This window comes from Sphingobacterium faecale (assembly GCF_016746095.1).
In the GTDB taxonomy this organism is placed as follows: domain Bacteria; phylum Bacteroidota; class Bacteroidia; order Sphingobacteriales; family Sphingobacteriaceae; genus Sphingobacterium; species Sphingobacterium faecale.
Window position 1 is genome coordinate 356,606 of record NZ_JAERTY010000005.1, and the last position, 19,526, is coordinate 376,131.

14 protein-coding genes are annotated in these 19,526 nt (G+C 40.7%); 4 read left to right on the forward strand and 10 right to left on the reverse strand.

All coding sequences use genetic code 11. The features are described 5' to 3' along the window. Positions 1-50: 50 nt before the first annotated feature. Positions 51-665: a hypothetical protein gene (locus tag JKG61_RS11445; protein WP_202103109.1), complete on the reverse strand. Its 615-nt coding sequence runs from the start codon at positions 663-665 to the stop codon at positions 51-53. A 220-nt stretch (positions 666-885) separates the two neighbouring features. Here JKG61_RS11445 and JKG61_RS11450 point away from each other — a divergent pair, with 220 nt between their 5' ends. The 3 genes from JKG61_RS11450 to JKG61_RS11460 all read left to right on the forward strand — a co-directional run bounded on the left by JKG61_RS11450 (position 886) and on the right by JKG61_RS11460 (position 3,288). Further along, positions 886-1,389 carry an SRPBCC family protein gene (locus JKG61_RS11450; protein WP_202103110.1) on the forward strand — a complete coding sequence of 168 codons (504 nt, stop codon included), beginning with the start codon at positions 886-888 and terminating at the stop codon, positions 1,387-1,389. Positions 1,390-1,501: 112 nt separating this feature from the next. Beyond that, positions 1,502-2,035 carry a hypothetical protein gene (locus tag JKG61_RS11455; RefSeq protein WP_202103111.1) on the forward strand — a complete coding sequence of 178 codons (534 nt, stop codon included), beginning with the start codon at positions 1,502-1,504 and terminating at the stop codon, positions 2,033-2,035. A 470-nt stretch (positions 2,036-2,505) separates the two neighbouring features. After that, positions 2,506-3,288 carry a hypothetical protein gene (locus tag JKG61_RS11460; RefSeq protein WP_202103112.1) on the forward strand — a complete coding sequence of 261 codons (783 nt, stop codon included), beginning with the start codon at positions 2,506-2,508 and terminating at the stop codon, positions 3,286-3,288. 235 nt (positions 3,289-3,523) lie between these two features. Here the strand turns inward: JKG61_RS11460 and JKG61_RS11465 are convergent, their stop codons facing one another. Genes JKG61_RS11465 through JKG61_RS11485 form a run of 5 tightly spaced genes read right to left on the reverse strand, consistent with a single transcriptional unit; the run spans position 3,524 to position 10,978 of the window. Beyond that, positions 3,524-4,270 (reverse strand): 6-phosphogluconolactonase, encoded by a 747-nt coding sequence (locus tag JKG61_RS11465; RefSeq protein ID WP_202103113.1) that lies wholly within the window; start codon positions 4,268-4,270, stop codon positions 3,524-3,526. Positions 4,271-4,310: 40 nt separating this feature from the next. Further along, entirely contained in the window at positions 4,311-5,057 is a 747-nt protein-coding gene (locus JKG61_RS11470; protein WP_237249457.1) for a glycoside hydrolase family 16 protein, read from the reverse strand. A 1-nt stretch (position 5,058) separates the two neighbouring features. Then, complete coding sequence (locus tag JKG61_RS11475) at positions 5,059-6,501, reverse strand: CBM96 family carbohydrate-binding protein (protein WP_237249458.1); 1,443 nt, start codon at positions 6,499-6,501, stop codon at positions 5,059-5,061. Between the two features lie 4 nt (positions 6,502-6,505). After that, positions 6,506-7,873, reverse strand: coding sequence for a RagB/SusD family nutrient uptake outer membrane protein (locus JKG61_RS11480; RefSeq protein ID WP_202103115.1), 1,368 nt, complete (start codon positions 7,871-7,873; stop codon positions 6,506-6,508). Between the two features lie 9 nt (positions 7,874-7,882). After that, a complete protein-coding gene (locus JKG61_RS11485; RefSeq protein ID WP_202103116.1) occupies positions 7,883-10,978 on the reverse strand; it encodes a SusC/RagA family TonB-linked outer membrane protein in 3,096 nt (1,031 codons plus the stop codon). A gap of 301 nt (positions 10,979-11,279) precedes the next feature. On the opposite strand from JKG61_RS11485, the gene JKG61_RS11490 reads away from it, so the two are divergent. After that, positions 11,280-12,323: a LacI family DNA-binding transcriptional regulator gene (locus JKG61_RS11490; RefSeq protein WP_202103117.1), complete on the forward strand. Its 1,044-nt coding sequence runs from the start codon at positions 11,280-11,282 to the stop codon at positions 12,321-12,323. A gap of 31 nt (positions 12,324-12,354) precedes the next feature. Here JKG61_RS11490 and JKG61_RS11495 read toward each other — a convergent pair whose 3' ends face one another. From JKG61_RS11495 to JKG61_RS11510, 4 genes are all read right to left on the reverse strand, one after another. Further along, positions 12,355-14,910, reverse strand: a complete 2,556-nt coding sequence (locus JKG61_RS11495) for a family 20 glycosylhydrolase (protein ID WP_202103118.1) — start codon at positions 14,908-14,910, stop codon at positions 12,355-12,357. A 26-nt stretch (positions 14,911-14,936) separates the two neighbouring features. Then, positions 14,937-16,475, reverse strand: coding sequence for a beta-N-acetylhexosaminidase (locus JKG61_RS11500; RefSeq protein WP_202103119.1), 1,539 nt, complete (start codon positions 16,473-16,475; stop codon positions 14,937-14,939). 33 nt (positions 16,476-16,508) lie between these two features. After that, complete coding sequence (gene nagA / locus JKG61_RS11505) at positions 16,509-17,705, reverse strand: N-acetylglucosamine-6-phosphate deacetylase (protein ID WP_202103120.1); 1,197 nt, start codon at positions 17,703-17,705, stop codon at positions 16,509-16,511. A gap of 288 nt (positions 17,706-17,993) precedes the next feature. Then, positions 17,994-19,226, reverse strand: coding sequence for a TCR/Tet family MFS transporter (locus JKG61_RS11510; RefSeq protein ID WP_202103121.1), 1,233 nt, complete (start codon positions 19,224-19,226; stop codon positions 17,994-17,996). Positions 19,227-19,526 lie beyond the last annotated feature (300 nt).

Here is a 19,526-nt window from a genome sequence, read left to right on the forward strand (position 1 = left end):
AGAATCCACAGCTAATCTCCCCCTTCTACATGAAGAATTTAAAAATAATTTCACAAAGATTTAAACCTCCCTGTCTCCAGCATTAAAAATACGGTTTCTTCATGTGTAGGCACTTCACTCATATAATTCCAGCTTTGGATACAGATCCGGTCTTTCTCAAGTCGGCCGATCTTGCAAAACGCTGATTCGGCAACTTCATCATAAGCAATGTCAAGCTGATCAATAATATGTCCACTTCTATCCAGTGTGACCAAGGTGGTAATAAGCTCGTGCTCGCCGTCCCTATAGGTAATAACGATGGCATTGAAATTGTCGGAAAAAAGCACCCTATATCTTATTCTAAATTGTTCGGCAGTGGTATTGGATGTTTGGAACTTTATCCGCTTGATAAAAGCATTGTCTACTACACCTTCTGTCCGATAATTATCAAAATTGGTTGAATCAATGATAACAAATTTTTTCACAGGAAGATCCTTAATGATTTCGTCCTCGTTGATTTTATGGTACTCACTTACAGTCGGGGCCTGAAACACTTCGGTAGTATCGGTTCTACCTGTCTTTTTAATCGCCTCTTTTGTAGCTGCAGCCTGTTGCTTTTCGTTACTGTTGCAGGATAAAGTAACTACGCCGCCTATTATAGTCAATAGTACTAATATTATTTTCATACTTAAATTGTCATTCATATATTTTCTGTTGCGAATTATACCCCCTACCGCTTCCCTACTTTCGGTGATCTATAGTACAATTCTTATACCAAGGTACCAGATAGATGTTTATCCTGCTACGACCTTTAGTCTTGTCCTAAGACAAGTAATTCTCTCCAATTTGCAAAAGCTGATCGGGGCGCTTAACTTTAATATAGCTAATGGAAAAGTAATAAAAAATATGAAAAGTAACTTACTATTTGACTACACCGTCAATAAAGAGGATAAGACAATCCACATGATACGTGAATTTGCTGCTGGTCTTCAGCAGGTATGGGACGCATGGACCGAAGCTGAATTATTGGACCAATGGTGGGGTCCACACCCGTGGCGTGCAGAAACGAAAATAATGGATTTTCGCACAGGCGGCTATTGGCTTTATGCTATGGTAAGCCCCGAAGGTGAAAGGCACTGGAGCAAAGCGAACTTCATCTCGATCGAAAACAATAAATCATTTACGATGAAAGGTGGCTTTTCGGACGAAAACGGTATACTGAACCCAGACTTCCCCCAAAATGAATGGAAGAATACTTTTGTCCTGAAAGAAGATAGGGTAAGCGTAGAAATCCTACTCACCTATAATTCGGCTGAAGACCTGGAAACAGAAATCAAAATGGGCTTTTTAGAAGGCATGACCGTAGACTTTGAACAGTTGGATACTTTACTGTCGAATCTAAAAATTTAGCACACCTAAAATGCAGACATGACCCCATGTACATTCTTCTATGATTTGAGAGGATTAATGTGTCTTTTTTGGAACACAGTTTGCTAAATTGAATAACGCAAAAATCTTGTTCATGAAAAGAAAGTCACTGACATTATTGCAAAAGGCATTGTTAACTCTGATCACAGGTATGCTCCTGATCATGTTCGGTGACTTGTTATTGCGTTATTTCTTTGATATCAGTCTAGCGATTGAACTTTTGACGCTCCCCTTTGCAGCAATAGGCCTTCTTGGTCTGTTTGTACTATTCCCTCAAAAAAAACTCTTTGTTGGAATACTGCTCGCATTGGTCGGTGGCGCTGTACTGATTTTCTACAATGTGACAAAAGATGGTCTTTCTAGAGCTACTTTGATGAGTAACAGTGAATATATCATTCGGATCACGCCACATAATTACTGGATAGTCAAACACTACGCTTTCGCGGAGAAAGTAATCGCAAGAAAGAGAACAGATATATTTTTTGATCCGAATTCAAAGATGGGATTTGATCGGGGCTACCAGACAAGATTGCTCAGAGAAACCTCCGACAGCCTCTATATGGAAATAAATTCCAAAATATACCGGCTTGACACGTTGAAGAAGATAGGCTTGTGGGAGAAAATCTAGACATCGAAAATCATTTTTCTATCACAACAGGCATTCCATCCCTACATTCTACTGGTCTGCTTGAAAATACACTATTAAACGAAATTCTATCCCAAGCTAGCTTATCCAAAACTATTCTCCACACCTTCATTAAATTATAAATATCTATTTTCTCAAGTGTTTCCTCGCGACAATCAGTTTTATGGACTAGAACAGGAAATAGAAACTACTAGCATACGCAATATGTCTTTTCGAACCTTCTGTGGTCTTGGATAACGAGCACGCGAATCGGAGTCCAACTAAATTGCTATTGTAATAATATATGTGGGTATTATGTAAGGTTTATGTAGGTATTATGTAGGTATTATGTAGCTCTGTTAACTTAGCTATCACCCAGATAACCTATAGGTAACAAATACATAACTAGTACATATTATTCTTTATTACAATACTTTATCACTATCTTTAGTTCATAACCAATAAAAAATGAGATGGCTTTTCAAAAAGGTAATATCAGATTAGAGGGTAATATCGGCGATTTGAATTTCTACAAGAGCGGTGATCATTATAGGGTAAGGCAAAAATCTGCCAAGAAGACAAAAAATGAAATTTCCAACCTCGCCCCTCGGTCAAAAGAAAATTCTCAAGAATTCGGTTGTACGAGCTCTTTTTCCAAAAATCTACGCGATGCTTTTAAGAATGCTATTGGTCAACACTATCAACTGTTTCAGGAATCGTCAAACCTTAATCGTATTGTTAAACGAATCAATTTGATAGTGAAAGCAGACGAGATAAGTGAAAGAGGACATAGAAAAGTTTTACCGCATAATCTAATGCTGCTGCAAAATTTTAGCTTCAATAGTAATTCTTCGCTAAAAGACACCATACTTATACCTATAGACGTTAGATATATTAGAGATACACAGAAAATCAACCTTTCTATCTCTAATTTACGACCAGAAGCTCATCTAGATATCCCTAAAGGTATAGACTCATTTATGATACATCTTACACTCTTCTGTATAAATCATCAGGATATGAATATATCAACCGAGTATACGTACAGCGAACTCCTTTCCTATCACCATTCGTTACATTCGGTACAACTAAGCAGTGCTAAAGAATACGACATCACCGACGCTGAGACCTTAATTGTGGCTGTAGGACTTTCATTGTACAAAGATACAGCTGGGTATCCCGTACCGCAGATTAGCCCCAATCTAAACTGTTTTGACATTATTAAACTCTATCCTCCTTCAAAATCAACCCAATAAAAAATTCATCCCCCTGACACCATCAACAGATATCACCCCAGCTTAATAGTGTCGGGTGAGCTTTTAAATATCAAATAGCTAAAACAACGTCGTAAAAAAATCCTTGATGTCGATTAAATCGCTCCAAGTAAGCTCATTGACTTTATAAAGAATTAACAGTGTTGATTCTTTCAGAAAAAATGCACAGTTCCGAAGAACTGTGCATTTAATGTAAAAATAGATTTAAACTGGGAACTTATACATTAGGACAGGCCGATTCGTCAAAAAAGAATTGACAATCAACATGTTTTCTCAGTATCGTAGACGGCCAAAGTGTACTGATTTCGGAAGACAAGGTATGTTTTACCGCTTCGGCCTTATGCTCCCCGACTACTACACAGTAAAGACTGGAGGCCTTCATAATCGTAGGGATAGTCAGCGTCAAGGCATGGGTCGGCACCTCTTTGATGTCAACAAAACAGCCATCAATAACCTGCTGCATACGGCACACCTGATCAAGCTCAACTTCTTTGATAACCTGCTGATCGTCAAAGTCTGCTACGGGTGGATCATTGAAAGCAATATGTCCATTCTGACCGATACCCAGACATACTACATCAATAGGCTTCTCAGTTATAAGTGCCGTAACACGTACTAACTCCTCATCAACTGTACCAGAAGGGTTAATAAAGTACTTAGCCTTAGGTGTCACAAATTTAAAAAGGGTATCTTCTAAATAATTAGAAAACGCCTGCTTAGCACCATTGGGCAGACCGATATATTCATCCATATTAAAGGCCACAATTTTAGACCAATCGATCTCTTTTGACTGAATCAGATACCCCAACATGTAATCCTGCGAAGGGGCTGCCGCAAAAATAACGCGTATCTCGTCCTGCATGGCTTGCAATTCTAATAACTTAGCTTCGACGGCTCTTCCTGCCTTCTCACCTGCCTCACGAGCTGTGTCCGAAATATCAACTCTCAAATTTTCTAAAAGCATATTTATACCTATTTTTTAAAGAATAACAAAAATACAACACCTAAACAGCTGTAAAACGTACACTATCAATCACAATTTCCTGTTCCTTTAGATCAGAAGGCATCTGCCCCTTAAAAAGCCATAAGTTTAACTTCAGCTTCTCATTGTTCTTTTTCGGAACATGATTTCCTTCATAGATCCACTTATAGATACTTTTTTCCTGACCATTATCACCTGTGCAACTACTTGAAAAAGCAATCTCTTCTTCCCTCCAATCAAAGGAATGTACCGTCGGCCCCAAGTTAGGAAGGATATCAAAGCGTTGCTTATTGCCGGTTACTGTCGAAGGTTGTGACACGAATTGCGCATTGGGATTACCGTCAATCGACCATTTTGAAAACTCGATATCGATTTCATGATCATCATCTAAGTATGTAAAAAGCCCTGCGACTACATTCTTATCTAATATTGCGATGTCCGAATTGACATAGAACGTGTACTTGCCATAACCAAGAGAGCGTCTAGCTGTTACTCCTGAACAATACCAATAGCCCGCTTCCTCTCTTATCTTGAGATGTAAGCGCCCTTCGCTATCCACCCACACATTTTTATCAGAGGCCGAAAACAAATTCGGCCCCGGTCCTTCCTTTTTATCTTTGGTAGCACGTACAACCCAATCTATACCAGAGAATTGAATAACCCGATCTGTAACAACGGGAGATACCTCTACTTCGGGAATAGAATTACTGCAATTCGCAAAAAACAGTCCTCCAATAACTACACACACGAGCCAATACTTATTTACCATATTATCTCACTGAAACGTTAAGCTTAATATTCTCTAATACAGCACCAGCCTTATCTCTTGCGGTTAAAACTAAAACACCTGCACCTGGCGTCTCCCCATCATGGATAAAGACTATATTCTTAAGATCTAAGTCTAATTGGCTAAAACGACTGCCTTTCTTTAATACCTCGGCTCCTTTTATCAACCAGCCAAAGGTTGGCAACTCTTCAACCGTGTAGATGATATCTCCAGCCGAAGCGCCACTCAGGAGAAGATTATCATTCGACAGTACATACATTCCCCCGTTCTCTACATCAAAATCTTTCTTATTCTCTAACACAAGTTCCGAATCGCCGCTTGCCAGGGTTGCAATAATCATCGGGCGAGCGAGTGTAGGGTGCTCTTTGGATGCGATATCGTCAGTTTCATCAGATTTTGCCTGTCCATCCAACATAAAAGACTTTAGACCGTTAGGACTTTTCTCCTTATAATAATCGGTTAAATCAAACTTAAAATTAGTTACTTTACTCGTTTTGATAGAAGCGATACGCGGTGTCGTCGGAAACACAGCATTGCTAAAGTTAATTGAGGTTTCGTTCCAACTGGTGCTGGGTGTTTCAAACAAATCCAAATCAACACCTTTGGCTGCAGTAAAAGATACGGCCAGTTGCATCTTAATTTCGGTAATCACGCCTTCTTTCTTAAAATCATCAAAATCGAACATTAAAAAAGCCTTGCGGTCATAATCACCATTCCCTGCTACATTTTTGATTCTCAACAGCGGATCAGTCCCGAAATTCTTCGTCGACTCTGCCCCACCATTGACATAAGCATCCTGCTTCACAAATATTGTATCCTGCACCAAATTAGGGTTTTCAGCATTAGCATCCCCCGTGGGCGCAGAATAGAAAACCACAAAATTCACCACATGCATCACTCCATTCGTCGGTACTAAATTTGAGGTTCTGATCTGCCATTGCCTATTGGTACCTTCATTAATCAATCCTACATAGGTGCTCGTATGAGACAAGTACATCATCTGTCCATTTTCTGTCTCATAGGCGATTGGCCTATTACTCGGTGCGAGAGCCGGATCGTTAAAATTCACCTCGCCTTTGACGGTATGGTAGCGCAGTATGTTCTTTAAAATCGGGAGAGGAATCTCCGCAATAGAGGAATATTTATTTTCCTTTAGGTAGGCGCGGAATGCCTCATTATTAGGAGCAATAAAGGTCAGACCTATTTTGTCGGCATACATCTCCTGGAATTGCGCGCGCTCTATAGCTTCATTAAGCATTGAAAGTGAATCATTACTCTTAATATATGCCAGAGCTGACATATTCAGCTTCTTATTATCTGGAGCTGGGTCATAATTAAAACTTTCTTGTATCTCGCAGCTAAAGAGCAAGACTAGTATACTAATCCCCATTAGGAGATGAGTAATTATATTTTTTACCTCTCTCATAATCTTACTTATAAAATTCATTTTGCTTCATGTTCGTATTCCTCAAGGTTGCACTTTCATGTAACGGCCACAATAGATTACCTTCTTTCGATAATCCATTGATAGGCTGCATGGTCGAAATCGCAGTACCGGTACGCACCAGGTCGAACCAGCGGTGACCTTCAAAGCAAAGCTCTACCGAACGCTCGTGCAGTATCGCATCTACGACGCTTTTGTATTCACTATTTGCAGCTGCCTCATCCATGACGTTAAGACCAGCACGTTTGCGTATACGATTCAATAATTCCAACGCTTCCGTAGGTTGATTAAGATTTGCATGAGCTTCTGCTTTCAGCAAGATAATATCCGCGAGCCTAGTTAAAACAATATTGTTGGACGATGGCTCTGGACTTTCATCTTTAAATCCTTGTCCAAAGAATTTCCAGATCTTACGAGGCTGAACTTCTGTCACATCATAGATACGTGGTTGGCGTAGGTCTCCTTTCTCCAAAGAGGCAATAAATTTGGCACTAGGGACATAATCACTATCTGACCCAAGTGCATAAAGGATACGCAATGCATTGGTCTGCACCTCATTATATCCTATTTCGAAGATACTCTCCGTACTTACACCTTTTACGAATATATCGTTCCAGTCACTCATAGCGACTAGGGTATACTGAGTATCACCTATAACCTTTTCTGCGGCAGCTATCGCTTTATCATATTTCTTCTGCCACATATACAGTTGTGTTAGAAAAGCATATGCTGCTCCCCGTGTAAAGATCACACGGTTCTTCGCTCCTGAGTAGCTAACGGAACAGTTATCTGCGGCAAACAATAGATCGTCTTCGACCTGTGCCAATACTTCGTCCATGCTATTTCTCTTTACAAAAACATCCTGCTCTACGCTTTCGTACGGTTCTGTTATTAAAGGGACACCTCCCCATATACGGGTCAGATAGAAATAGGCAACCCCCCTTAACCCACGTGACTGCCCCAATAACTGATCCCTCAACACACTCTCTCCGTCTCCAAATACCTGAGGCGTGTATTTTATAGCATAGTTGGCTCGGGATATAAGGGTATAAAAACCATCCCATTTAGCAGAATTAATGATTGGCGTCAAATCATTGCTCTGAAGTGCCCTTGGGTCTCCGGCATGTTTGGTCGTCACATTGTCTGCACGTCCCTCTCCCCAATACGCAAAATTCAAACGAAAAACCGACTGCATGCTATTGTATATCCCTGTAACACCAGCTTGTGCATCACTAGGTTTCTTATAAAATCCTTGTCCAGAAAAATTACTGATCGGCTCTTTATCCAAATCCGAACAGGAGACGATAAGCAGCATCAAAGCACTGCCTAATATATATTTAAATGATCTTTTCATGGCTATTAATTAAAGTCCGAATGTTAAACCAAACATGAATGTACGACTCTGCGGATATGACCCTTCATCCAAACCTACACGAAGCCCAGAATAAGAATTTACGTCAGGATCAAATCCTGTATATTTGGTCCAGGTAATAAGATTCGTAGCAGTAACAAAAGCATCAAGCTTACGCAAACCTATGCGTTTAATCCAATCGGGATTCAGCGAGTACCTGAGGTTAACATTCTTTAATTTTATATATGAACCATCCTCTACCCACCTACTCTGCACGCGGCTATCCGATTGCTTCGGGTCGTCACGGATCAATCGAGGAAAGTTTGTCACATCCCCTTGTTCACGCCATCTCGTCAAAGCATCAGTAGACAAATTGTTATAACGAACGATCGAATTGCGTTGATGATTTAATTCACTATAAATCTCCCCTCCTACGGAGTATTGGAAAAACACATTTAAATTGAAATTCTTATAGCTGAAATCATTGGAAATACCACCAAAATACTTAGGCTCCGCGTAACCGATAATCTGCCTATCGTCTTCATTAATGATACCATCTCCATTCAAATCACGCCAAATAGGATCACCACCTACGAAAGCAGGGCCATTGGCACCATTCGTAACTCCTTTTACATTGTCTTCGTCACGGGCATATACACCATCAAACTGCCATCCGTAGAAAACACCAATAGGCAGTCCTACTTGAAGGATATGGAACGCGCCGTTTTGGATATATCCATTAGTCAATACATTCTCTGGTAAGGAGGTTACCTTGTTGCGATTCAAACTGAGGTTGATATTGGTATTCCAACCGAAAGCTCCCTGTAAGTTTCGCGTTTGCAAACTAAACTCCAGCCCTTTGTTTTCTATCGAACCTATATTACGCGTAACATACTCAAATCCCGTAGTACTCGGTAATGGCACATTGTACAGCAAGTCCTTTGTCTTTTTTAGATAGGCATCTGTAGAGAATAAAATCCGGTTATTCGCAAACCCTAACTCTAAACCGAGATTGTACTGATGTGTGGTTTCCCAAGTCAGACTTGCATTAGGCATCACTGTGGGTGCAGCACCAGAGAAATCCAGATAATTCGTACCTAGGGTAAACTCTCCCTGAGAAGTATAATCTCCTATTGCCTCGTTACCTGTGCTCCCCAGGCTAAAGCGAAGCTTGCCGTCGCTCAACCAGTTAAGATTGCTCAACGCCTCTTCTTCTACGAAACGCCAACCTGCAGAAGCCGAAGGAAAGAAACCGAAGCGCTTATCCCGTCCAAACCTTGAGGATCCGTCTGCACGCATGTTGAACTCCAAAAGGTATTTGCCTAAATAATCATAGGTAAGACGGCCGAAATACGAGCGCATAGCATGTTCTGAAGCTACGTTTACATCTTGACCAGAGATAACAGAAGCCCCATTTAAGGTGCGGATGTCATCGCTAGCAAAATAAGAACCATTCAGACCGGTACGGTCATACCGCCATTTTTGAAAACTAATCCCCGCAACGGCACCTATATTATGCGTATTGCTGATACTTTTATTATAGGTAAAATAGCTTTCATTACCCCAAGTTAGATTTCCAGATGAACGAACGGCTCCTGTATTATAACCTTCACGGTAGTCTAGTATAGAAGGCATAAATTCATCTTCCTTCATCGCGATATAGTCCAAGTTAAAGTTGCTTCTGAACTTTAAGTCTTTAAGAATATCTATCTCTAAATACTGGCTTCCTATAATTCTATTACTTTTATTGAGATTGGTCGCATAAAGCGCCATTCCTACAGGATTACGCTGTCCGATCATGTAGCCATTGAGTGATCCGTCCGGAAGGTACATAGACATATTGGGCGGTCTGACCAAGAGACTGCGTATTATACTAAGATTGCCCGATCCAGCGGCATTTGTGCGGTTATTGACCGCATTGGTATAGGATACGTTCTGTCCTATCCGTACGCGTTCAGAAATATTAAAGTCAACGTTTAGCCGAGAAGTAAAACGCTTATAGTTCGAATTCAAAATCACCCCATCCTGATCTAAATAAGACGAACTCCATGCATATTTCGTCCCTTGATTGCCCCCTCGTACCGAAAGATCGATTTTATATTGCGGAGCGACTCGCATCAGTTCATCCTGCCAATCGACGTCGCCGTTATTCATCGGGTTTAGCGAGTCAATAATCGTATAATAAGGTTCTTCTGGATTAGACAATGCATAGTAAGAATCCAATACGGCTTCTCTATACTGACGCGAGTTCAAGACGCTAAGCTTCCTAGTCAACGAACTAACACCAGTAGTAGCATTCAGTAAAACCTCAGTCTTTCCTTCAGCTCCTCGTTTTGTGGTAATCATCACCACCCCATTGGCTGCACGAGATCCGTAAATAGCTGTCGAAGCAGCGTCCTTTAAGATCTCCATAGATGCAATATCATTGGGATTTATATCTGCTAATGGATTTAACCCCGAACTCTCGGTGCCATTCAAAGAAGATATGGAATTGGATTCGACCGGAATACCGTCTACAACAAACAACGGATTGTTACCCGAATTTAAAGAAGAATTACCGCGGACACGAATAGTCATTTCACCTCCCGGAGCACCTGAATTGGAGGAAACCTGAACACCAGCTGCTCTTCCCTGCAGGATTGAAATAGGGTCTTGTTGGGTAGTTTTTTCAATGTCAGCCGAACCTACAGAAACGACAGAACCTGTTAGATTCCGCTTTTTCTGACGTCCATAGCCGACGACAACAGTTTCTTCGATTTCGGTTGCCAGATTAGAAAGCTCGACTACGTAATTAGAACGTGAGTCAATCTTAATGGTCTGACTGGTGTATCCTAAAAAAGAAAACACGATAGACTCTCCTTCAGTCAGATCACTAAACACAAATGCACCTTGAGCATCTGTACTTACTCCTAGATTCTGACCAAGGAGCTTAACACTGACTCCTGCCAGTGGTTGTTTGGTACCCGCGTCCATTACTTTTCCAGATACACGTTTTTGCTGTGCAAATACGTTGAGCGGCACTACCGCCAACGCAGACAGCAACATAGCTGTAAGAAAAAAAGCTAACGCGCCCCATTTTTGTTTACGATGGTTTGCAGTAAATATCATAATGCAGATTTAAAGTTTATATCATCTGTTATTTATCACAGCCAAGGTAAATAAAAATAAAAATCAATGCAAACATTTGCACAATAAAAATAGAAAACAAAACCAAATGAAGGTTTTAACCAGTTTTAACAATGCAAACATTTGCATTAAATATTGAAAAAAGTTTATTTGAATTAAGGAATATTTGAATTAACTTCGACTGTCCGAACCTGTGGTTGCGAAGCAGTAAATACAAACGAATAAACAAACCAAACTTTAAATACGTTCCCAAGATGGGACAGCATATAAATAACGAAAAAAAATGAAAAAAAAGGAAGCCGCAAGGATTACTATAAAAGACATCGCTAAAGCACTCAATCTATCTACAGCGACCATATCCCGTGTGCTCTCCAACCATCCAGCTATCAGCGAAAACACAAAAAAAATTGTTAATGAAAAGGTAAAAGAGATGGGGTTTTCATTAGATCCCATAGCCTCGAGTTTCCGAAGTAAAAAAACAAAATCCATCGGCGTTGTATGTCCTCGTATTGATATCGACTTTCACTCCAAAGTAATCAGCGGTATCGAAGAATATGCTTACAAAAGAGGATACCAGATCACAATATTCCAATCTAATGACTCTTATGCAAAAGAAAAGGAAATCGTACAAATGTTAGAAACTTCATTAGCAGCGGGAGTTATCATCTGTCCGGGGCTTGAAACCAAGAAATATGACCACCTCAAAAAATTAGATAAATCCAATATTCCCCTTGTCGTGTATGACCGGACCAGCGAACAGTTAAAAGCGAGTAAAGTTCTTATCAATGATTTTGAAGCATCCTATAATGCTACAATACACTTAATAGAGCAGGGCTGTAGCAATATCGCACATATTGCCGGAAATCAAAATGTAGATATTTTTAAATCCCGTTTAGCAGGTTTCAAACGTGCCCTGGAAGAACACGGACTGCCTTATCAGGAAGCGCTGATAAAAGAAACAAAAAACTTAAGTTATGATGAAGGCAAAAAGGCTGCTCAAGAACTCGTTTCAATCACCCCTCGTCCCGACGGGGTTTTCTGTGCAAATGACTACACCGCTGCTGCTGTTTTAAAGGTTTTTCGGCACAACGGCATCCCTATTCCAAAAGAAACCGCTATCGTAGGATTTAGTAATTATCCAATATCGACCATACTTGAGCCCCAGATATCCTCGGTCGATGATAGCGCATACGACATGGGATTAGTCGCGGCAAAAATTCTCATCCAGCAAATTGAAGATAAAGAGATGCAGATTCTCGATTACCAAGAAGTAACGATCAAAACCAAGTTAATCATACGAGAATCTTCCAATAGGAAACAGATCTAAATAAAGAAAGGCTTCCAGAGGAAGCCTTTCTTTATTTAGAATCTAATCTTACAGCAAGACTAGAATCACCCTGTCTATTAAATGCTTTAAATACCAAACCTCTTTTATACGGAATCGGCCCTTTATATATAGCACTATTTATTGTTGGATTTTCTCCATTCTCAGCATACCGGACATCAAAACCGGGAAGCTCCATATTTACATAAATCTTACCTTCCATATCTTTTATGCCTGGTGTCGGGATACGGTAGGAAACACCTCCATGTATAAAAGGTAACCGCTGTAACTCCTGCTGTCCCACCACGGCAAAAAATTGCTTCAGGGCTTTATGATAGGCTTCTCCTCCTATATCCTTACCCTCTTCCCACTCCCCCGGCTTGGCCCATGCACGCTCACTGAAAGCAAGCAGTTTAGGAAACAACATACGTTCCATCTCTTTTTCAGATTTTATGGTTTCTGCCCAAAGCAAGGCTTGCAGTCCCACAATATTCCGCTTCCCTTTTTCAGTCAGTTTTTCAGCTCCAGTCAACACCCGATCTGGCAGTGTACGCCCCAGCCAGTCTTGTTTTTGGTTGAGTAGGTAATCATAAGGTATAAAGCTGAACGGTCTCTCCATATCAATAAATCCACCCCAATAAAATCCTTGTTCACGGAATTGCTTATAATAGGCCATGTCCATGTAAAAGTTACTAACAAACGAAAGTTTTACTTTGTAACCCGCATTTGCAAGCCGATAAGCTAGATCCTCATTTCCTCCAAGATTATTCCAGACATTTAAATACACGCCGCTATCCTGAAGCCCCTTAAACGGAATCCATTTCTTCTTTCCGTCCTCTACAACCTTTTCCATTCCCACCTCTTCCCATCCGGTAAGATGAAGACCTCGCTCATTCAACATATCATAGAGTAATCTGAAATGTCTAATCCATAGATCATTTGTTTCTTTGATACTCGCATCCTGCTGTTTAAATTTAGTAAAAGCCGGTGAATGCTCCCATACACCATTTGGGACTTCATCACCTCCAAAGTGTATAGTTTCCAAAGACACTCCGGCTTCCCGATACATAGCGATAATATCATCCGTTACCTGTTCTAGGAAGGTGTAGACAGAAGGTAAAGAAACATCCATCACATTATCATTCCATTTCTGAACAGATCTATATATGGATGAATCATTTTGCGATTGCAACAAATATTTATTTGCGGCTACCATATCACCTTTTTCCGCTAATCGACGGTACCTCACATTCATCGCTTGTATTGCCGCTCGTGCATGCCCTGGTGTTTCCACTTCGGGTATAACCTGGATATGCCTGCGTTGTGCATACTGCAGGATCTCTATAAAATCACTCTTACTATAAAATCCGCTAGCACGGGCATTATCTAGAAATGGCCCTGAGCCGTAAGACGGCGGCAACCATTCCTTCCATTTTCCATCGTCCCAGTGTCCTCTACGACTCCCAACCTCAGTTAACTCTGGAAGTGACGGAATCTCTAAGCGCCATCCCTCGTCATCATTTAAGTGAAAGTGTAATGTATTTAACTTATACAATGACATCACATCCAACATCTTTATAATCTGCTCTTTGGATTGAAAATTCCGCGCAACATCCAACATCAGCCCCCGGCTGCCAAACCGTGGCTCATCAGACACAACAGTAGACTGCAGCGTAATATCCTTCCGGTTCTTTGGGGCATAATATATCGGATCAACCGATAATTTTAAAGACTGTATCGCATAAAACATCCCCGCACCTGTAGCCGCAGACAGCTTTATTCCCTTGGGTGTAATTTCAAGCTTATAGGCCTCTCCTTTTAACGAAGTGTCTTCAACGAGCTGGATTCCAGCACGATTTTTAGCCGAACCAAACACAGCTTTGCAAGACAGTGCGAACAACTCATCCAGATTCTCCATCAAAAGCTTTCCTTCGGTTTCAAACAAGGGATTATAGCTAACCTCTACCCCTTTCCGAAGTGTATATTTGCCCTTGCCGATCGCGCTCGACACGGGCGTTGGTATAATATGTCCCGCTCCAATACCTTTATTGTTCTGATACCTTAAGTTCTTTTCGTATATCTTTCGGGCATCCATCTCTGCATCCGCACCTACCCTATAAAAAGGTTTCTCATCAGGAGGCAGAAGCGTACGCACAGCTCCCAATGGCTGCAAATGATTATTACCCCAATCCAGGTAGAACCCTTGTGGCGCATCATTAAAGTTTACGACCCATGATTTAGATATCATCGTATACCTGACCGAATCCCCAGGCATCAGACTCTTTCCCCGGCTATTGGGCTCAAAATAGAAGTAGTCACCGTTAATATGACGGACATCCAAAAGCTGTAGCGAATCCACCGGCTCAGCCAGTCTGATGAAATTAAAATATAACTTCCACCCCTCCCACGGAAATGGCTTATCCCCTTTATTTTTTATAATAAGCTCAGAAAGCGCCTGCTCTTTTCCATCATAATTATTTAATATCGGCTGCCAACTAACAACCAACGGAGACTGTGCATCCGACTGTGCTTTGCCGACATCAAACTTCCCTATAACACAAGCAATTACTAAAAACAGCCTTATCTTCATCTTTTTTTTATTTACTCTGATCTAATTTACAACTTACCCAAACGTGCCAAACGAGCCTCTAACAGCATAATCTTACTATTTCGAAGCTCATTTTCCTGTTGCAGTTCAACATCGTACATCCACTCTCGATTTAACTGTTTAAATTTCTTATCTAAATTTTCACGTTTTAACTCATTAAGGGCTCTTTTCATTCCCCCCAACTCGCTAACCCTAAAGTTAGGGCTATTCAGACGCAACTCTATTTCCATATATTTCAGATACCTTAGTCTAATCTGTGACATCAGCACATAATGCAAATACTCTTGCTTGTTCGTCTTTGGTTTTAAAGCCTCGAACTCCTTCAAAACCCACTCTGCACTATCTTTCATGGTCGTTACCGAAATAGATTTCGTACTTACCGCCCCCTGATTAATTTCGTGAGGATTAGCCCGTAATGCCTCCCAGAAGCGACTAGACTCCCCCAATCCAAAACCGTACTTTTTTTGTGCATACGCCATCACAAATTGCTTTACATCTAACGCTTTGTCTGACCTTAAAGATTCAAAATATGCTTCGATCAACATATTAAAACCTGATAGCGGATACACGCGCCTTATCGGATATAATTCGACAATATCCTTAGGGCTCTCCCATGTCGTGCCGTACAGGCCCGATGTAGACCATGAGGTCATTATAATTCCTTTGTAACCAAATTGTCGTGCCTGTGGAATAAAATCATGGATATTGTTAAAATGTTTTTCCCACTGCGTCAGAAAGTAATTATCCGGATGGCTTCTTAAGGAAGGAGCCCCCCATATCTCAAAACCGGAGTTCAGCAGATTACTATGTTTACCAAACATATCCACATCCCAGCCATAATTCCAATCGATAAAAACAGCTTCTTTAGGTAGCCCCTCCAGTGCGTCAGGATACTTCATGGCTATATCTGCCCATAGAACAGGCTTCTTACCTAAGCCAACAACAATATCACACAGCAATTTAATATAGTCTCCATAAAGGCGGCCTTTACCGACTGCCGCAACCTTCGCCTGTGATTCTTTGGAATGCCCCAATAAATAAGTTTCGTCACCACCGATATGAACATAGTCAGACTGATGGGTACTGATCATATCCTTATACAGATCTGTAAAAAGTGCTTTGGCCTGCTCTTCACGTAGTGGATTAATCTGTGAATAGTCCTTTTGGTCTTCTCTCAAATCTTTGTATCGATAGTGTCTTAAAATGTATTCTACATGTCCAAAACTCTGTTGAAGCGGTATAACATCTATCCCGAGATCTTCACAGTACCGAACGAACTCTTTGACCTCATTCTTTGTGTAAGCGAACTGATTCGGGATCAACGGATGATTTTCAAAAGGATAGGTAGCTTCCCATTCCATAATCAACGTATTGATTCCGCCTTCATGCAATTGCTTAGCAAACTTCTTCAAAGCAGGCATTTTCATAACCTGTATCCTTAGATCCAGATGAAACCCACGGACAGCAAAATCTTGTGCAATTCCAACCTTCAACGAGAATAACTGAATAAACACAAGCATAACTGTGGCTACTATACACTTCTTCATATCTACAGTTCTTTATATTTAGTATATTATTATTTATAATTCTTTCTCAGATGCGTACCTGATATCTCCCTCTACAATAGTTAGGTATATCTCCAAATCCGTATCAAATACAACTACATCTGCGTCTTTATGCTGCTGCAGACTTCCTTTTGTACTATCCACTCCTAAAATCCGGGCGGGAACTTCGGTCATCATACGTACTGTATCTGTTAACGACACATCTGCTAGTCTCATATAATTCCGGACCAATCTATTTGCGGTAGCTACGCTTCCTGCAAAAGCTGACCTATCAGGCAACTTGGCTACACCTTCTTCAACCACAACCGCCAAACCATCAGAAAGCCTTCCCAACACACTGGATCCTTCGGGCATTGCTGCAGCGCGCATAGCGTCAGTCACCAATGCAATATGATCCGGACCTTTAATTTTATGGATCAGTTTCAATAATGGAGCTGGCACATGAATACCATCAGCGATAATTTCCACATCCATATCATCGAGGTAGTATCCAGCTTCAATAGCCCCCGCATAACGCTTTGCATCTTTGCGTATTATAGTAGACATAGCGGAATAAAAGTGCGTTGCTAATCGATAACCGGCATTATAACCCGCTACGACCTCTTCAAACAAAGCATCTGTATGTGCCAGTGAAGGAATGATACCTTTCTCTCTCAGATAAACACCAAAGTCCAATGCTCCTGGCAACTCTGGAGCAGCACTCCAACGAACGATATGGTCAGAATAGGATATAATATTGCGGTACTCTTCAACGTCTGGATTCCGTATATATCTTGGGTCCTGAGCACCGCACTGTTTCAAAGCGAGATAGGGCCCCTCAAGGTGCATCCCCAACCAAGTTGAACCTTTTTTATTCAGAGGTAAAGCTTCCTTATACACATCCAATACAGTGTAAATATGTTCCCTCTCAGCAGTAAGGGTTGTTGGGCATAATGCCGTTGTGCCAAATCTAACATGTGTCTCTGATACGCCTAGAAACGCTTCTATAGTACCGTCCATGAAATCAAATCCACCACCACCGTGCACATGCATATCGATAAAACCAGGCGAAATATATTTCCCCTTTACATCGATTCGAATCACATCCTCTCCTACTTTCAGTGTTCCCTGACCGATATTCACGATTTTCTTACCCTCTATATAAAGGTATCCGTCCTCGAGAATCCGACTTGCAAAAACGAGGGTACCATTCTCTAATAATAGCTTATTCATTTGGGCAAAATTTAGCTTTAATCAAAACGTTTACGTACACAATGATATAAAAAACATTTTCAAACTCAAAACCATTCGCTCATTTCTATCTTCTTTTTAATCCAAAAACTGAAGAATAGACATCGCTTGTCCATTCGAAAAAGTAATCAAAAGTTATAGCCGCTGCCTTTTATAGAATACCTTCTACATTTTGTATCAATAATGCTACATACACGTTATCTCTTTTAAAAGTGCACAAAAAAAGCCCAGTTATCCGGGCTTTCTATCTATTCATTTTTTTATCTTCTATCAAGACTTTACCTCGCTATTATTCTTTCGTTGGAATGCTACATAAACGATCACCACACTGATAGCCATTAACACAAAACCTAAAAAGAATGGTGCTCCTGAAAATTCAAAAGGTGCATCTTCATGGGTAAAATAGTAAAACAAATTGGTCATCACGGGTGGTCCTACTATGGAAGTTGCACTAATCAAACTCGTTAATGCCCCCTGCAATGCTCCTTGCTCATTAGACGGCACGCTTTTAGAAATCACCGATTGCAGCGCTGGGCCGCAGATACCTCCCAAACAATAGGGGACCAAAAACACAAACATCATCCAACCCTGACTCGCAAAAGCAAACAACAGCAAACCAAGCGCATAAAAGGTTAATCCATAATAAATATTTCTCTCTTCTCCGAATTTAGGAGTCGTCCATCGTATTAAACCACCTTGTACTAATCCCACCACTAGACCTAATACACCGAGCGATATTCCTACCATCCGCTCTGTCCACTCAAACTTATACATAGTAAAAAAACTCCAATTACTCTGTACAGCATGAGCACCGATATTAACTAAGATCAATGCGATAATCAGTCCCGAAATCTCTGGATGTTTGCTCAGAAATTTGAGTGAACCAATTGGATTCGCTCGTTTCCAATCAAATTCCCTTCTTTTATCTTTATCCAAACTCTCTGGTAGAATAAAATATCCATAGATAAAATTAAGCATACATAATACTGCTGCGGCATAAAAAGGGACTCTTGCACCATATTCGCCAAGAACGCCTCCAATAACGGGACCAATAATAAACCCCAAACCGAAAGCAGCCCCTATCATTCCAAAATTTTTAGCTCTGTCTTCATCGGTGGATATATCGGCAATGTAAGCGCTTGCGGTAGAAATGCTCGCGCCCGTCAATCCAGCGATAATCCGCCCCACGAACAACCAGGAAATAGAAGGCGCTAATGCTAGAAATATATAGTCCACAGCAAACGCAAACAACGAAATCAAAATAATAGGCCTCCGTCCATACTTATCGCTCAGGTTACCGACTACTGGTGAAAACACAAACTGCGTAGAGGCGTAGGCAAATCCCAACCACCCTCCATATTTGGCAGCCTCACTGATATCTCCGTGAATTAATTCTTCAATAAGTTTAGGCACAACAGGGATTATAATTCCCCAGCCTGTTATATCTATCAGCAGCGTAATGAATATAAACCCAATAGCAGCTTTTTTTGATGATTTTTTCATTGTTTAAAAATAGTTCTAATAAGCTTACTTCAAACGATCTGTACCTTATTTTTTTTCAGGCAACAAAAATAGAAATATTCGGGGTACTTCTCTCTACTTTTTTAGTATAAAAAAGCTGTCGACCATAGGGTCGACAGCTCGAAAAGAGGAATTGTAAAACTGATTATCAAGATTCCCTGAAAATGATAATCATAAATTATAGACAACACTAAAGTACAACGACATTACTATTAGAAGCGGCACATTTTCAAGTAAAACAGGGATTAATCAAAGCTTATAGTGCAGCGTAATAGCTTAACT